Annotated in this window: 17 protein-coding genes; 9 read left to right on the top strand and 8 right to left on the bottom strand. The window is 55.9% G+C overall.

What is annotated here, in order from left to right; genetic code table 11:
- Window positions 1-93: 93 nt before the first annotated feature.
- A complete protein-coding gene (locus tag E3E37_RS04785; protein WP_167715493.1) occupies window positions 94-855 on the top strand; it encodes an ABC transporter ATP-binding protein in 762 nt (253 codons plus the stop codon).
- A 9-nt stretch (window positions 856-864) separates the two neighbouring features.
- Window positions 865-2,328, top strand: coding sequence for a hypothetical protein (locus E3E37_RS04780; protein ID WP_167715491.1), 1,464 nt, complete (start codon window positions 865-867; stop codon window positions 2,326-2,328).
- Here the strand turns inward: E3E37_RS04780 and E3E37_RS04775 are convergent.
- From E3E37_RS04775 to E3E37_RS04765, 3 genes are all read right to left on the bottom strand, one after another.
- The gene (locus E3E37_RS04775) at window positions 2,318-2,674 is read right to left on the bottom strand and encodes an Mth938-like domain-containing protein (protein ID WP_167715489.1); all 357 of its coding nucleotides are present in this window, start codon (window positions 2,672-2,674) and stop codon (window positions 2,318-2,320) included. The two genes, E3E37_RS04780 and E3E37_RS04775, sit on opposite strands and share 11 nt — an antisense overlap.
- Window positions 2,675-2,678: 4 nt before the next feature.
- Window positions 2,679-3,188: an NUDIX hydrolase gene (locus tag E3E37_RS04770; protein ID WP_167715487.1), complete on the bottom strand. Its 510-nt coding sequence runs from the start codon at window positions 3,186-3,188 to the stop codon at window positions 2,679-2,681.
- Between the two features lie 75 nt (window positions 3,189-3,263).
- Entirely contained in the window at window positions 3,264-4,106 is an 843-nt protein-coding gene (locus tag E3E37_RS04765; RefSeq protein ID WP_167715485.1) for a PfkB family carbohydrate kinase, read from the bottom strand.
- Between the two features lie 123 nt (window positions 4,107-4,229).
- Between E3E37_RS04765 and E3E37_RS04760 the strand changes: the two genes are divergently transcribed.
- Genes E3E37_RS04760 through E3E37_RS04750 form a run of 3 tightly spaced genes read left to right on the top strand, consistent with a single transcriptional unit; the run spans window position 4,230 to window position 5,963 of the window.
- Window positions 4,230-4,541 (top strand): Gar1/Naf1 family protein, encoded by a 312-nt coding sequence (locus E3E37_RS04760; RefSeq protein ID WP_167715483.1) that lies wholly within the window; start codon window positions 4,230-4,232, stop codon window positions 4,539-4,541.
- Window positions 4,542-4,547: 6 nt separating this feature from the next.
- Window positions 4,548-5,459, top strand: a complete 912-nt coding sequence (locus E3E37_RS04755) for a transcription initiation factor IIB (RefSeq protein WP_088865095.1) — start codon at window positions 4,548-4,550, stop codon at window positions 5,457-5,459.
- Between the two features lie 9 nt (window positions 5,460-5,468).
- The gene (locus E3E37_RS04750) at window positions 5,469-5,963 is read left to right on the top strand and encodes a metallophosphoesterase (protein WP_167716254.1); all 495 of its coding nucleotides are present in this window, start codon (window positions 5,469-5,471) and stop codon (window positions 5,961-5,963) included.
- 41 nt (window positions 5,964-6,004) lie between these two features.
- Here the strand turns inward: E3E37_RS04750 and hpkB are convergent, their stop codons facing one another.
- Window positions 6,005-6,208: an archaeal histone HpkB gene (gene hpkB, locus E3E37_RS04745; RefSeq protein ID WP_055428882.1), complete on the bottom strand. Its 204-nt coding sequence runs from the start codon at window positions 6,206-6,208 to the stop codon at window positions 6,005-6,007.
- Window positions 6,209-6,599: 391 nt separating this feature from the next.
- Between hpkB and rbcL the strand changes: the two genes are divergently transcribed.
- The 3 genes from rbcL to E3E37_RS04730 all read left to right on the top strand — a co-directional run bounded on the left by rbcL (window position 6,600) and on the right by E3E37_RS04730 (window position 9,287).
- Entirely contained in the window at window positions 6,600-7,931 is a 1,332-nt protein-coding gene (gene rbcL / locus E3E37_RS04740) for a type III ribulose-bisphosphate carboxylase (RefSeq protein ID WP_167715481.1), read from the top strand.
- 98 nt (window positions 7,932-8,029) lie between these two features.
- Window positions 8,030-8,611 carry a thymidine kinase gene (locus E3E37_RS04735; RefSeq protein WP_167716252.1) on the top strand — a complete coding sequence of 194 codons (582 nt, stop codon included), beginning with the start codon at window positions 8,030-8,032 and terminating at the stop codon, window positions 8,609-8,611.
- 79 nt (window positions 8,612-8,690) lie between these two features.
- Entirely contained in the window at window positions 8,691-9,287 is a 597-nt protein-coding gene (locus E3E37_RS04730; protein WP_088865091.1) for an ArsR family transcriptional regulator, read from the top strand.
- Between the two features lie 37 nt (window positions 9,288-9,324).
- Here E3E37_RS04730 and E3E37_RS04725 read toward each other — a convergent pair whose 3' ends face one another.
- A complete protein-coding gene (locus E3E37_RS04725; protein WP_088865793.1) occupies window positions 9,325-9,528 on the bottom strand; it encodes a 30S ribosomal protein S17e in 204 nt (67 codons plus the stop codon).
- Window positions 9,529-9,637: 109 nt separating this feature from the next.
- Here E3E37_RS04725 and E3E37_RS04720 point away from each other — a divergent pair, with 109 nt between their 5' ends.
- Window positions 9,638-10,057 (top strand): DUF371 domain-containing protein, encoded by a 420-nt coding sequence (locus tag E3E37_RS04720; RefSeq protein WP_088865090.1) that lies wholly within the window; start codon window positions 9,638-9,640, stop codon window positions 10,055-10,057.
- On the opposite strand, the gene E3E37_RS04715 is transcribed toward E3E37_RS04720, so the two are convergent.
- From E3E37_RS04715 to E3E37_RS04705, 3 genes are read right to left on the bottom strand one after another with little or no spacing between them, the layout of a single operon-like run.
- Window positions 10,054-10,965 (bottom strand): glycoside hydrolase family 130 protein, encoded by a 912-nt coding sequence (locus tag E3E37_RS04715; protein ID WP_240921922.1) that lies wholly within the window; start codon window positions 10,963-10,965, stop codon window positions 10,054-10,056. The two genes, E3E37_RS04720 and E3E37_RS04715, sit on opposite strands and share 4 nt — an antisense overlap.
- Complete coding sequence (locus E3E37_RS04710; RefSeq protein WP_167715478.1) at window positions 10,952-12,817, bottom strand: amylo-alpha-1,6-glucosidase; 1,866 nt, start codon at window positions 12,815-12,817, stop codon at window positions 10,952-10,954. The genes E3E37_RS04715 and E3E37_RS04710 overlap by 14 nt, the downstream gene beginning before the upstream one ends.
- A gap of 2 nt (window positions 12,818-12,819) precedes the next feature.
- Window positions 12,820-14,298, bottom strand: coding sequence for an L-fucose/L-arabinose isomerase family protein (locus tag E3E37_RS04705; RefSeq protein ID WP_167715476.1), 1,479 nt, complete (start codon window positions 14,296-14,298; stop codon window positions 12,820-12,822).
- Window positions 14,299-14,418: the final 120 nt, after the last annotated feature.

Below are 14,418 nucleotides of genomic sequence, written 5' to 3'. Positions count from 1 at the left end.
GTCATTTAAGGATACATCTCCTCTGTCATTGGGGATGACTGAGAAAAGCCAAAAGTTTATTAGGCGTCGCTCATTATCACACCCGGTGGTAGAATGATCGAGGTTGAGAACCTCACCAAGAGCTTCGGCTCGACGATAGCCGTTAAAGGAATAACCTTCACGGTTGCCGACGGCGAGATTTACGGCCTCCTCGGCCCGAACGGGAGCGGGAAGAGTACGACGATGAAGATTCTGGCGGGCATACTGCAGCCTACCTCCGGACGCGTCGTCGTTGGGGGCATCGACGTGGGCGAGAATCCCGTTGGGGTCAGAAGGATAACCGGCTACGTTCCGGAAACGCCGGTTCTCTACGAGAGCCTCACACCGGTCGAGTTCTTCAACTTCGTGGGGAGCGTTAGGGGGATTCCGAAGGAAGAACTCCAGGAGCGCGTTGAAACATTCGTGAGGGCATTTGGGATAGAAAAGTACCTCGGCGAGATGATAGGTTCGCTGAGCTTTGGAACGAAGCAGAAGGTTTCCCTCATAGCTGGAATGCTCCACGATCCGGGGGTTCTCATCCTCGACGAGGCGATGAACGGCCTCGACCCCAAGAGTGCCCGCATCCTCAGGGAGCTCCTCCTCCAGTTCAGGGAGGAGGGCAAGAGCATTGTCTTCTCCACTCACGTTCTTGCGCTGGCGGAGACGATATGCGACAGGGTTGGCGTCATATACAACGGCGAGATAATCGCCGAGGGCACGGTTGAACAGCTCAAGGAGTTTGCCCACGAGGAGAGCCTGGAGGACGTTTTTCTCAAGCTCACCGAGAGCCAGGACGAGGTTGCAGGAATAGTGCGGGCGCTTAAGGATGCCCTTTAGGGTGGGAGCATGTTTGAGATAGTCAGAATCCTCTACAAGGAACTCCACTACCGGCGCCTGAAGAGCAACCCGCAGGTAGCGGGAGACCCCGAGAAGTTCAGGAAGCAGCTCAGGAACGCGGGGGATATAAAGAGAGGCATGGCCCTTCAGTCCGTTGCGTTCATATTCTTCGGAGTCATGATGGCCGGAGCGGTACTCGGAGCCGAGGACGAAACCCGGGCGGCGGTGGTATTCGCGGCCTACGCCCTGCTTCCCTTTGTAATGGCCCTCTACACGACGACGGTGAATGCCTCCTACGCGGTTTCGATGGGGATTTTCGAGCCTCTCAAGCCCCTGCCCATAGAAACTGGCTCGACGTACCTCAGCGTTCTCCTCGCGATAGACAACGTCCCCGCGGTCATAGCCCTCCTTCCTGCTGCCATCGCTATGATGGTGAAGTACGGAAGCACCGGCCTGCTCGGCCTCCTGTGGGTTCTCACTGGCGCCTTCCTCGGCCACGTCCTGGGGCTGGTGGTCTTCACCTTCTTCGGCTCCGCCAGCGTCGGCGGGGGGTTCTCGAAGCTCAGAACCCTCGCCAGAACCCTGGGAGTTATCCTCTTCATCGGCATCTTCTACGCCCTCAACTACGTCCAGCGGTATGTAAACGAGCACTACGAGGACATTCTGCCATTCTTCTCAAAGTACTCCCTTGCCTACCCCTTCTCCGTTGCCTCGATAACGGATCCGCTCCACTCCACCATTCTCCTCCTCGGTTACCTCGTGATTCTCGTCCCGCTCTATTTCTTCCTCCTTGGACGGCTCTGGGGCAAGCTTGAAGAGGGGAACGTGATTTCCCACACCAGAGTCGTCCGCTTCAGGGCCAAAACCCATCACCCGGTAATAGCGCTCGCCCTGAAGGACCTGAAGATAGTCTTCCGGAAGAGCGCCCTCTTAGTCGGCCTCATCTTTCCGCTCTTCATAATACTTCCGAGCGCCGTTGGCATTCTAACCTCTGGGACGGTTGGAGAGTGGGCCGTTGCCTCTGTTCTACTCATGATAGCCTGGATGAGCTCCGTGGGCATTGACACGGTTCTAAAAATAGATGGTCAGGAGTTTGAGTTCCTGCGTAGCCTTCCAATAACCGTTGGTCAGTTCGTTCGGGCAAAGCTCCTGGTGATGAACGCCGTTCCGGTTACTGCCGGCGTTGGTCTCGTCCTTGCCGTCTCATACATCAACGTTAGAAGCCTCATCCTTCTCCCGGCGGCGGTTCTCCTTCCCCTGCTAACCTCTTCGGTAGCCCTGGCCTTCTTCTACCACGGTGAAAGGGAGCTGTCCGTGCCTGAGACGAACTTCGGCCACGTCCTTGTGCTGATGATAATCAACGGGGCTACCCTCGGAGCGATAGCAGGCCTCTGGTACTTCCTCGGCTATCCCTACGCGCTGGCCCTGGCGGCCATAGGTTTCGCCCTCGTTCAGAGGGCCGTCAGCAGGTGACGTGGAATATCGCCAGAACCTTTCTCTTCTCCCACAGCTCGTTGAGGAGCTCCACCGCCTTTCCTGTTGGGAGCTCGTGGATTTCTTTGTCCTTGATAAGCTCCCTGCTCTCCGGCAGGAGCGAGAGGTATCCGTAGAATCCCGTGCCGACGATTAGGACGTCAAAATCCTCCGTGAGATACTCCTTCAGCTCGTCCGGGTCGATCTTGTGGCTCGTGCCGTGCTTCCCCTTGCTGAGCCACTTCTTCCGCTCCTCAATTTTTCCGCTCGGGTATATCACGATGTCATGGCTGTAAACCGTCCCATCCACGACTATTTTTCCGAAGCCGGGAAACTCGACCTTCATGACATCACCTCAGGCTTAGGGCGTCCCTCAATATCTTCTCGTGGTCGAAGGCCAGTGGGAGATTAAGAGCCTCCTCTATCGAAACGACGTGGACTTCCTTGGCATCGTCCCCTGCCTTGAGCTCTCCAGTTCCCACCGCCAGAAAGGCCGTCGTCACCGTGTGTCCTCTCGGGTCCCTGCTGGGGTCGGAGTAAACCCCGACGAGTCTGATGAGCCTCACGTCGAGGCCGGTCTCTTCCTTCGCCTCCCTTATGGCGGCTTCTTCAACGGTCTCGCCGTACTCCACGAATCCTCCGGGCAGGGCGTAGTGGTCTTTAAACGGTTCGTGCTTCCGTTTGATAAGCACCACTCCGTTATTATAAAGGATGACGATGTCAACTGTGAGGCCTATGCACCTGTGCGCCTCGACCTTCAGTTCCGGATGTTTTTCGGAGAGGAATCCCTCCAGCTCTTCCCTGACGGGGGTTATATCGTACCCCCGAGGGGCTTTAACGAGCAGAACGTACCGGTCCATGCCATCACCTCAGGGAAGTCCCTTCTCATCATCTTCAGCATGCTGACGTTTCATCATCGGCGGCCATAATTATTCCTATGGATTTATATCATTAAGCCTCTCCACTTGAACCTTCATTGCCAGTTTGTCCACATCCTCCATCGAGAATGAAAAGTCCCTGTGTTCTAAAAAGAGGGCTGTGAACGCGCTTGCCCTCTTCAGAGCCTGGATGAAAGGGCACTGGGAGTAAAAATAGCTGAAAGCTGCCAGAAAAACGTCTCCAGCACCCGTGGACTCCTCGACGTCAACTTCCACCGGTCTGTACGTATATCTTTTCCCCCTGAGGTACGCAAAACCCGGCTGCGCCCCGTTGGTGACCAGGAAAGCCTCCACGTCTCCGGGACTAAAATTCCTCAGATGGCGTGTTTCCTTTAGGTCGGCATGGAGAACGCTAATCCCTCCGAGAAAGGACGCGTTGATATTCTTAAACCTTACAGGACCTGTCTCGGGAACCCTTACAAAACCCTGAACATCGGCGATGATGTAGTCCGAGAGCCTCTTGAACCGGGATGCATCTTCTGGGGAAATCTCCCCAGCAACCGGGTTCAGCATCACCATGTCATAGCTCCCGCTGGGAACGTCCCTTATAGGGGCTGCCCTTGAGAGAAGCCTGAGCTCCCTCCTGTTGGCGTCCAGGTAGCGAAGCTCGTAGGAGGTGCTATTCTCTGAGGGGAGTAACTTTAGCCTTATTCCCAGGTCGGCTAGCTCATCGAGCCACTCGCCGGGGAAATCTTCCCCGACGCTGGTCAGAACCTCAACGTCACAGAAATTCGCGAGGGTTATCGCGGAATAGTAGACCCCTCCGCCGATCCTCGTTTCGAACCTCGAACCCTTTATAATCCTATCGATGACGAGGTGTCCGGCGAGAAGGCATTTCATTTTAACCTACCCAATCTTTTTTTGTAGAGGGTACTTGAATAAAAACCTTTTGGAAATTTAGCGAAAAGTTTATAAAGGCAAAAGCGAAAAGCTTAAAAGGATATGTCCTTTTGGGGTGGGGCTATGAGACGCCTGGGAAAAGTTTCTCACTACGCGAGGCAGGGGTTCCTTATTCTGCGCACGGACTGGGTTCCATCGCTCAACGACCCGGTGGTTGACAAAAAGCTCACCGTGGTCGGGGTAGTGAAGGATGTGTTTGGACCTGTTAACAGACCGTACGTGGCCGTGAAGCCACGCATCAGGAATCCTGAGGATTACGTTGGTGCTCTGCTCTACGTTGATACCAAGCGCAAGAGGAGCAAGCCGAATCACGGAAAGAAGAAAAAATCCAAGGGCGGAAAGGCAAGACGCCCTGCCCCCAGAAAGAGGGGGTGAGAGCTTTTGGCTGATAAGAATGTTTGTCCGGTTTGCGGCTCCGATAAGCTGTTTTACGACCCGAGGAGGGGCGAAATCGTCTGTTCTGTCTGCGGTTACGTCGTTCAGCAGAACGTCATTGATGAGGGCCCCGAATGGCGTGCCTTTGATCCCGACCAGAGGGCAAAGCGCGCCAGAACCGGTGCGCCCATGACTCTGATGATCCACGATAAGGGCCTCTCCACCGATATAGACTGGCGCGACAGGGATATACACGGCAACCAGATCACCGGAATGTACCGCACGAAGATGAGAAGGCTCAGAATGTGGCAGCGCAGGATGAGGATAAACGATGCCGCCGAGAGGAACCTCGCCTTTGCCCTGAGCGAGCTCGACAGGATGGCGGCCCAGATGATGCTGCCAAGGCGCGTTAAGGAGGTAGCCGCCTCACTCTACCGCAAGGCCGTTATGAAGAAGCTCATCAGGGGAAGGTCCATAGAGGGCATGGTTTCAGCCGCCCTGTACGCCGCATGCAGGATGGAGAGCATCCCGAGAACACTGGACGAGATTGCCGCGGTTTCGAAGGTCACGAAGAAGGAAATCGGCAGGAGCTACCGCTTCTTGGCCAGAGGCCTTGGCCTGAACCTCAGACCGACAAGCCCGATAGAGTACGTTGACAGGTTTGGCGATGCGCTCGGTGTGAGTCAGAGAACCAAAAAGCGCGCCAAGGAGATACTTCAGGAGGCCATCAAGAGGGGCATCACCAGCGGCAAAGGCCCCACGGGACTCGCTGCCGCTGCCCTCTACGTCGCGTCCCTGCTGGAGGGAGAGAAGAAGACTCAGCGCGAGGTGGCGGAGGTAGCACACGTAACAGAGGTCACGGTCAGGAACAGGTACAAGGAGCTCGTTGAGAAGCTCAACATAAACGTCCCGATATGAGGGATGGACTTGCTGATAGCTGTAACGGGCGATACGCATCACGGCGATAAGACGAGAAACCTTCCTTCCCTTCTTTTCCATCACCTTGAGGAGAAAAAGCCCGATCTGATACTCCACACCGGGGACGTTACCTCCCACGAACTTCTGGAGAGGCTTGAAGATTTCGCGCCGGTCGTGGCAGTGAGGGGAAACGCTGATCACCTCAGTCTCCCCGAGGAACGGCTCATTGAGGTTGACGACGTTAGGATAGGCCTTCTCCACGGCCACCAGTTCTTCTCGCTCAACGCCCAGTTTTTGACCCTTAAAGCCCTCGATATGGGGGCGGACGTCATGGTATTCGGCCATACACACCGTTTTTACCATGACACGTACTCGGTTCACGGGAAGCGCGTGATTCTCCTCAACCCTGGCTCCCCAACTTTTCCCAGGATGGACTCTGCGGGCTTTGCGTTTCTAGAGGTCAACGGCGAAAGCGTTAGGGTCGAGAGAATAAGCTTCTGGTAAAAGTCCTCAGAAAAGCGGAAAATGATGGAAAAGAAAGGCCATCAGCTCTTGATAGCGAGCTTGATGTCCTCAGCCTTGACGGTCTTCCTGCCGGCGTGGTGGGCAAGGTCAACCGCCTTCTTGGCGATCTCGAGGGCCTTCTCCTCGAGGTGCTCGGCCAGGAGCTTGGCGGCGTCCTCGCTGACGCGGGCGGCGCCGGCCTTCCTTATCAACCTGTCAACTGGGGCAATCGGCAACTCAGCCATTTTCCCAACCTCCTAAACGTTGTTTTGCAGGTATCTGCGTTCTATTCTAAGAACAAAGGTCTATATAAACCTTTCGGAAACCGGGCGCTCTGGAGCCAATAATCGGCCATTTTTGGGTGAGATGTTGAGAAATCTGGTATCCTTAGCCTGCCGACTTATGAACGGGCAAATACTAACTTGAGGGCAAAGTTTCAAAAAAGCCTATCTGGCTGTTAAATACGATTTGCGCCTTTACCATTGCTCTAATTTTCAAAAGGGGGGCAGGAGTTTGGAGCGTTGGCGCAGGAAAAGCGTCTCCAATACTCACATAGAGGCAGGAATGCCCCAATATTGCACCACAGCATTTTTATAGGTAGCAATGCAATCTTCAGGTTACTCAGGAGGTGAAAGCATGGTAGAGAAGTTTGAGATATACGACATCTACGTCGATAAGGACTATGAGCCAAATCCGAAGAGGGATCTCGTGGCAGTCTTCAGAATAACACCCGCTGAGGGGTTCAGCATCGAGGATGCTGCTGGAGCCGTCGCAGCAGAGAGCTCGACCGGAACCTGGACGAGCCTCTACCAGTGGTACGAGAAGGAAAGATGGGACGACATGTCGGCTAAAGCGTACCACTTCCACGACATGGGCGACGGCAGCTGGATAGTGAGGATAGCCTATCCGGTTCACCTGTTCGAGGAGTGGAACATGCCCGGCATGCTCGCGAGCGTTGCCGGCAACGTCTTCGGAATGAAGCGTGTTAAGGGTCTCCGCCTTGAGGACATATACCTCCCGGAGAAGTTCCTCCGCGAGTTCGAGGGACCGTACTTCGGAAAGGACGGCGTCAAGAGGATTTTTGACGTCAAGGACAGGCCCATCGTCGGAACGGTTCCCAAGCCCAAGGTGGGATATTCGCCAGAGGAGCTTGAAAAGCTCGCCTACGACCTGCTCAGCGGCGGAATGGACTACATTAAGGACGACGAGAACCTGACCAGCCCCTGGTACAACCGCTTTGAGACGAGGGCAGAGGTTCTTATGAACGTCATCGATAAGGTGGAGAACGAGACCGGTGAATTCAAGAGCTGGTTCGCCAACATCACCGCCGATGTGCGCGAGATGGAGCGCAGGCTTGAGATACTCGCCGACTACGGCAACCCGCACGCCATGGTTGATGTTGTGGTCACCGGCTGGGGGGCGCTGGAATACATAAGGGACATCGCCGCCGACTACGGGATAGCCGTCCACGGCCACAGGGCAATGCACGCTACCTTCACGAGGAACCCCTACCACGGCATCTCGATGTTCGTCCTTGCAAAGCTTCTACGCGTCATAGGTATAGACCAGCTCCACGTTGGTACCGCCGGAGCAGGGAAGCTTGAGGGCGGCAAGTGGGAGGTCATCCAGTACGCGAGAATATTCAGGGAGGAGCACTACGTTCCCGATGAGACCGACGTTTTCCACATGGAGCAGAAGTTCTACCACATCAAGCCGGCCATGCCTGTCAGCTCGGGTGGCCTTCACCCCGGCAACATCGAGCCGGTCATAGACGCACTTGGAAAGGACATCGTTCTCCAGATCGGTGGAGGAACCCTCGGACATCCGGACGGGCCGAAGGCCGGGGCGATGGCAGTGAGGCAGGCCCTTGATGCCATCATGCAGGGTATCCCGCTCGACGAGTACGCGAAAACACACAAAGAGCTCGCCAGGGCCCTCGAAAAGTGGGGTCATGTCACACCGGTCTGACCGCTTTGACGGCTTTTCTTCCCCATTTTTGTCTTCCGTTCAACTTTTCGGCCGGAGGAGATTTAACGCCTGGGGGCGTTCTTTTCTTGGTGGGAATCATGGTTCACCCAGGGGGATTCTTGGAGGTAATCACCGGTCCAATGTTCGCTGGAAAAACAACCGAGCTGATAAAGCGCATAGAGAGACAGATGTTTGCAAAGAGGAATGCGGCACTCTTCAAACCGAGCATAGACAACCGCTACTCCGAGGACGAGGTGGTTGCCCACAACGGTCTCCGCTACGAGGCCTTCGTGATACCGACGGATGAGGACGGAGTGAAGCGCATCGTGGAAATAACGAAAAGGGAGGGCTACGAGGTAATAGGCATTGATGAGGTGCAGTTCTTCCCCATGAGCATTGTCGAGGCCCTTGAAAGGCTCGCTGATGAGGGTGTCTACGTCATAGCAAGCGGACTCAACCTGGACTTTAAGGCTGAGCCTTTCCCGGTCACGAAGGAGCTTCTCGTGAGGGCCGATAACATAGTTTACCTGACCGCGGTTTGCACCGTCTGTGGAAAGCCGGCAACGAGGAGTCAGCGCCTCATTGACGGTAAGCCCGCCCCGAGGGACTCGCCGGTAATACTCGTCGGCGGAAGAGAGAGCTACGAAGCCAGATGCAGGGAGCATCACTTCGTTCCCTAGTTTCTTTCAATTTCCCAAATCACCGAAAAGCTTAAAGTAATCTTTTCTTACATCAGGTTAGGGAAAGGGGGGTGAGAGCATGGAGTCAAATAAGAACATGGGAAGGTTGCTGGACATACTCGGAAACGAGACGCGGAGAAGGATACTCATCCTGCTCACCAAGAGGCCATACTTTGTGAGCGAGCTCAGCCAGGAGCTTGGAGTTGGCCAGAAGGCGGTTCTTGAGCACCTAAGGATACTTGAGAGTGCCGGCCTCATCGAGGGTCGGACAGAGAAGATACCGCGCGGAAGGCCGAGGAAATACTACACGATAAAGCGCGGCTTCCGTCTTGAGGTTCTGCTCACGCCCTATGCATTCGGTACAGAGATGTACGAGCCCAAAAAGCCGAGGCAGACCAAGGAATACGCTCAGGCAAGGGCCCTAATAAAGTCCACAGAGCCTGTGGAGGCAAAAATAGACGAACTTCTGACTTTCTTGACCGAGATACAGGAGAGAATAGAGGAGATAATCAGGACGAAGCAGGAGCTTGAGGAGGTGCGCCTTCTCACCGAGACGTACATCGAGAACCTGTTCCGCCGCATCGCCCAGGAGAACGAGAGGGAGTTCGAGAGGCTGATGAAGGAGTTTAGAACCCGACTGCCGAGAAAAATACTTGAAGACCTCGAAGGCTTTTAGGAGACATCTTGAGGGGAATAAATCCTAGAAAAGGGCTTCAGAGCATCTTGCCCTCTTCCTTCATCCTCACGAGCCTGGTTATGTAGCCCGCTATCCTGTTCCTGATGGTCTTGCTGGTGACGTTGGTCAGTTCCTCGACCTTCTTCTTGTTGTGCTCGAAGTCTCTGGTGAACTCGTTCGGGTAGCGGTCAAACAGCTCGCGGGCAACCCTCTTGATGAACGTCTGCTTGATGTTTCCCATCATCAATCCCCCCGTTAGCTTGACTCTGACAACCATACCCCAGTCTCGAAAGCAGTTTTAAAGCTTTTCCCTCGCTCAGACTTATAAACCCTCTCCCGAAGTTGCAACCATGCTGAGGGAGGTAATCCGCTGCAGGGGACACGAGAACGTCAGGGCGACGCATAAATCCACCCTTGAGTTCACAAAGGAGAACTACCTGACGCCGCGTGGGGACTGTATACTCTGCGTTGAGGCAGACAGGGGCATAAACGACCTTAGCGGTGAGTTTAAGTCCGCCCTGAAGGCCGGAAAGAAGCTCCTCATACGGATAAAAGTCGGTGATTTGGTGGACGAGGTTCTCGCGGAGGGAAGTCCGGGGCTGATACTTGACCACCCCTACTCGATGGTCGTCAGGAAGAGCACTTACATTGACGCCAGAACCCTCGCCATAAAGGCGAACAAAGCCGCCAAAGACATAGACAGAAAAATAGTGGAGCGCCTGAAGAGTCCGGAGACGGTCGCGGAGATTGAACTGATAATCCCCGATTAATCGTCCTTCCTTCTCCATGCCCCTACCGCTAGCCCAACGTGTCTATCTGCACCGCCATAGTAGAGGTAGTGCTTCCCTCCGTGCTCTATCATTGCCTCGGCGAAGACGACGTTGTCCACCCACCCGTGCAGCTCCCAGTCGAAGGTTGGCCCGAGGATCGGTTCCTCCGTTCTCCAGATGAGCTTTCTGGGGTCTTCCCGGTCAAAGAGGGCCGCGTGGGTGTAATAGACCAACTTTCCGTCCTCATGGAAGGCTTCGCTGTGTATCAGGAGTATCCCGTCCTCCGTGAGAAGGGGTGCCGGCCCCGGCTCAACTAGATGGCCCCTCGGCCTCAGAACGGGCTCCCTCTCGTACTCCCAGGGGAGAAGGTCTCTGGAGTAGGCGAGCCAGATGTTGGAGTCCCCGAAGTACATGATGTAGTAGCCCTTGAACGGCCCCGCCTTCATCTTCTCCGGCAGTATGGCCCCGCTCTTTGTCCAGTTGGGGATGCCGTTCTTGGTGAAGGGGAACTCCTCGAAAACCACCCCGTGCTTTTTCCAGCTCAGGAGGTTCTTCGAGGTGGCGATGCAGAGCCTTGCGGTTTTTCCGTCGTAGCCGGTGTATGTCATGTAGTAGGTTCTCCCCACCTGAACAACGCGCGGGTCTTCGACTCCGCGGCTCTCCCAGCCGTATTCGGGTTCCATAACCGGCTCCGGGTGTCTGGTGAAGTTGATTCCATCTTCACTCAGCGCCAGCCCGATTCTGCCGGTTATGTTTTCCCCCTTTGCCTCAGCCCGGTAGAGCATGACTATCGTTCCCCTCCTCTTGACCACCGCCGGGTTGTAAACGTTCTTCGAGTCGAATCCTTCATCGGAAGGGGAAAGCACGGGCTTTGGGAGCTTCTCAAACCTGAACTCATAGGGCTTCAACGCTAACCCCTCCATCGGCCACCACGAGGTATCTCCTTCCGCCGAATGAGACCCCTCTGAGGATGATGTTCATTCCCTCCGCAGGCTTCAGGGTAAGCTCATCCCCTGCCTCCATTCCCAGGGCGGCGGTGACAAAGGCAAAAACGCTCGCCGCACTCCATGCCTGCGGCGAGTTTGCCCTTGGAACCGGGACGAGCTCATCGAGTCCGCTGTACAGCTCCGGAAGTTCCCTCCCGGGCAGCAGTTTTGCGGCCTCAAACACGGCATCCATCAGGACCTTTGCCATGTCGCTCATTCCAGCCCTCGCCAGACCGAGGGCTATCAGTGCGTTGTCGTGGGGCCATACGCTCCCGCGGTGGTAGCTGAACGGGTTGTAGGCCTTTTCCTTTGAGCCCAGGGTTCTTATCCCGTATCTGGAGAGCATGTCTGGCTGGAAAAGCCTCTCCGCGAGTTCCACTTCATGCCGCGCTATCCCTGTCAGGAGCAGGTGCCCCATATTCGATGAAACAACCCTCATTGGGTTTCCTTCGCCGTCCAGTGCGAGGGCATAATACGAACCGAGCCAGAAGTCGCGGTTGAACCTTTTTTTGAGCCGCTCCGCTTCGCTGAGGAGCGTTTCTGGGTCGAAATCCGTCAATTCAAGCTCTCCTGCCAGTCTGAGTGCCCAGTAGGCGTAGCCCTGCACCTCGACGAGCGCTATCGGTGGCTTGGCGGGATTTCCATGTTCATCAACGATGGCGTCCTTCGAATCCTTCCACCCCTTGTTGCCGAGTATTCCCGGAACGTATGTTATGTAGCCGTCTTCGTCCAGCTTTCCAAGTATCCACTCGGTAGCAGCCGTAAGGTTGGGCCTCAGCTCCTCAATCAGTCCCCTATTTCCGGTCCAGCGCAGGTACTCACCCGCCAGTGCCACGTAGAGGGGAGTGGCATCGACCGTGCCGTAGTACGGAGCGAAGGGAACCCTGCCGGACTGTGCGAGCTCTCCAAGGCGGAACTCGTGGGCTATCTTCCCCGGCTCTTCCTCGTTCTTCGGGTTGATTCTCCTTCCCTGAATCATGCCGAAGAGCCTCAGCGTTCCGGCGGCGTATTCGGGGTAGTACGGCAGGAGAAAGAGCGAGGTTATTATGGCGTCCCTTCCAAAGGGGCAGGCAAAGTAGGGAATCCCCGCGAGGGGAACCGGCCCAAAGCGCGTGAAGAGCGTTAGGGCGTTTATGTTTTCCACTGCCCTCTCGAATATTCCGTCGATTGCTGGAGAGCCCGTAAAGACAACGTTCCGAACCTCTTCTCTCTTCCCGGCCAGTATCTCCGAGACCCTGCCCTCGACCTTTGGGACGAATCTGACATGGAGGGAGGCCTTTTCAAGGGGGGGTATCATGAGCTCCGCCCTTAATAGGTTCCCGTTCCTTTGCATGCTGGTGTGGACGGCAAGGCTCCTTCTTCCCGCCGGGCTCTCCCTCAGATGTGTTCCGTTGGTGGGGGCTATTGCCTCCCCCTTTTTCAGCCCCATGAACCCCCTGACTTGGAAGATGTCCTCAATGGGTGCCTCGTAGGAGTACCTGAACTCAACCCTGAGCGGCTCGTGAGAGGTGTTGTAGATGGCGAGCCTTTCCTCGTAAACTCCATCCAGCGTTCTCACCCTTACGAGAATTCCCCGTTCGCCGAGGGAGAAGTGGGAAACGGCCCGGGTGAAGGTGGAAGATGCCCCGAGAAAGTGCGGCTCTGGGGACACCTCCAGCCTTATCCCCCTGACGAATCTGGTGTCGAGAAAATAAAAGCCGTCGTAGTGGGAGGACATATCCCCCCTCTCATCGCTAAGGACGAAGGCCCCGTTGCCTGCGAGGATTATTCTCATGGCTACACCCCAAGGAAGGACTTTACCTCCCTTGGGTCTTCGAGGTTTATTGCTTTTATCCCCCAGAGCCTTGCCACGAAGCGGAGTTCCTCGCTGTAATCGCCCGGAACCAGGGAAAGGTGGTTGGCCCCCATGGCCGATATGAAGGTCTCCTTGTCGAGCGGGTTCTTTATGGCCGTATGCGGCCACTGTTTGCCCCATTTTAGCTTCGACTCCATCTCCTCGGTTATTTCGATCCCTTCGGCTCTGAAGTGGAGGAGGTAGTACTCTCCCCCGCGACGTATGAGCCTCGCCACGGTGAATTCTGCGGGTGGGGTTCTATACGTCAGGGCCCCTCCGCTCGCCCCCTGACACTGCCCCTGGAGAGTGGTGGCTTTTAGGTTCTCCTCCGGATTCTCGCTCAGCCTTGCGTAGTAGAGCGAAGACGCGCCGCAGTTGGCTATCATGACTATCTCATCGTCCACGTACTTTATGTCCCCGAAGAGCGGCGGCTTTCCGCTGAGGTAGAAGAGGAGGGCCGAGCTTATCGTGCCCTTAACGTCGCCCTCACAGGTGGCGGGGATTACCTCCTTCCCGCCTTCGGCGTCGGCGCTGAACGGGAACAGCGCTGGAATCAGGCAGGCTGTAACGCCGTAGACCTCGCTCAGCTCGGGCTGGCACTTTATTGAAACGGCCGATACGCCGCTTTGCTCGCTCCAGCTCTCCTTTGCAGCGAGGTAGAGGGCTATCTGCCTCCTCAAGGCCTCCGGGGTCAGCATGAGCTCGTCGAACTTCACGGTCGTCTTCTCCAGCAGCCAGTCGTAGAACTCCTCGACCCGGATTCTAAGCTTCTCGTCGGCGAGCATTTTCTCTGCCTTTCTCACAAGGATGTACTGGTCGAGCATTATGAAGTCGCCCACGAAGCGTTTAAGCCGCGGAAGGTCGTCCATAAGGTGCTCCATTCCGAGGGTGTAGGGTGCACCCCACAGCAGGAGTGACCTTCTGGAAAGTTCCGCCGCAGCCTCCACCGCTCTTACCCACGCCTTGACCTTCTCAACGTTCCCTTTCAGGCGGACGTGGTTGAGGGCGTACTCGTTTACCGCGCTCTCCCAGAGAGAGGCACCAACCGAGGTGACGCACGTCGTTCCCGCCCAGGCAGGGTCGTCGTCGGCGTAGAGGAGGAGGGGTCTTTTGGCTTCCCTCACGAGTGCCGTAACGAGGTTGCTCTCCGTCCAGTGCCAGAGGCCGGCTATTATTCCCGAGGCGGAGCTTCCGGCTATAATCTTCCCCGCACTAAAGCTCTCTTCCATCGAATCTATGCCGAAGTTCTTTCCGGCTTTGAGCGATTCGTACTTCCCCAGTTCGCGGTTCACGTCGAGAACTTCGAAGCCGGCCTTCCTCAGCTCCTCTGAGAGGAGTGAGTGCTTCTCCATGAGGGCCCTTTCACGCTCGGTCGAGAGGGCCGTCGGCCGGGGGTCTGTAAAGGTGACGATTGCTATCATTGAATGGCACCTCAGAATATTGCTTTTCCGTTTTCTTTTTCGAAGATGTGGGCTTTCCGCATGTCGAAGACGACGTCGACTTCTTGCCCCTCGACGACCTTGGACTCGGAGTGGAAGGAG

The sequence above is a fragment of the Thermococcus sp. ES12 genome (genome assembly GCF_012027515.1).
GTDB classification, from domain to species: domain Archaea; phylum Methanobacteriota_B; class Thermococci; order Thermococcales; family Thermococcaceae; genus Thermococcus; species Thermococcus barossii.
The sequence above is the reverse complement of the archived record's forward strand: the minus strand, read 5'-3'. Positions and strand labels throughout refer to the sequence as shown.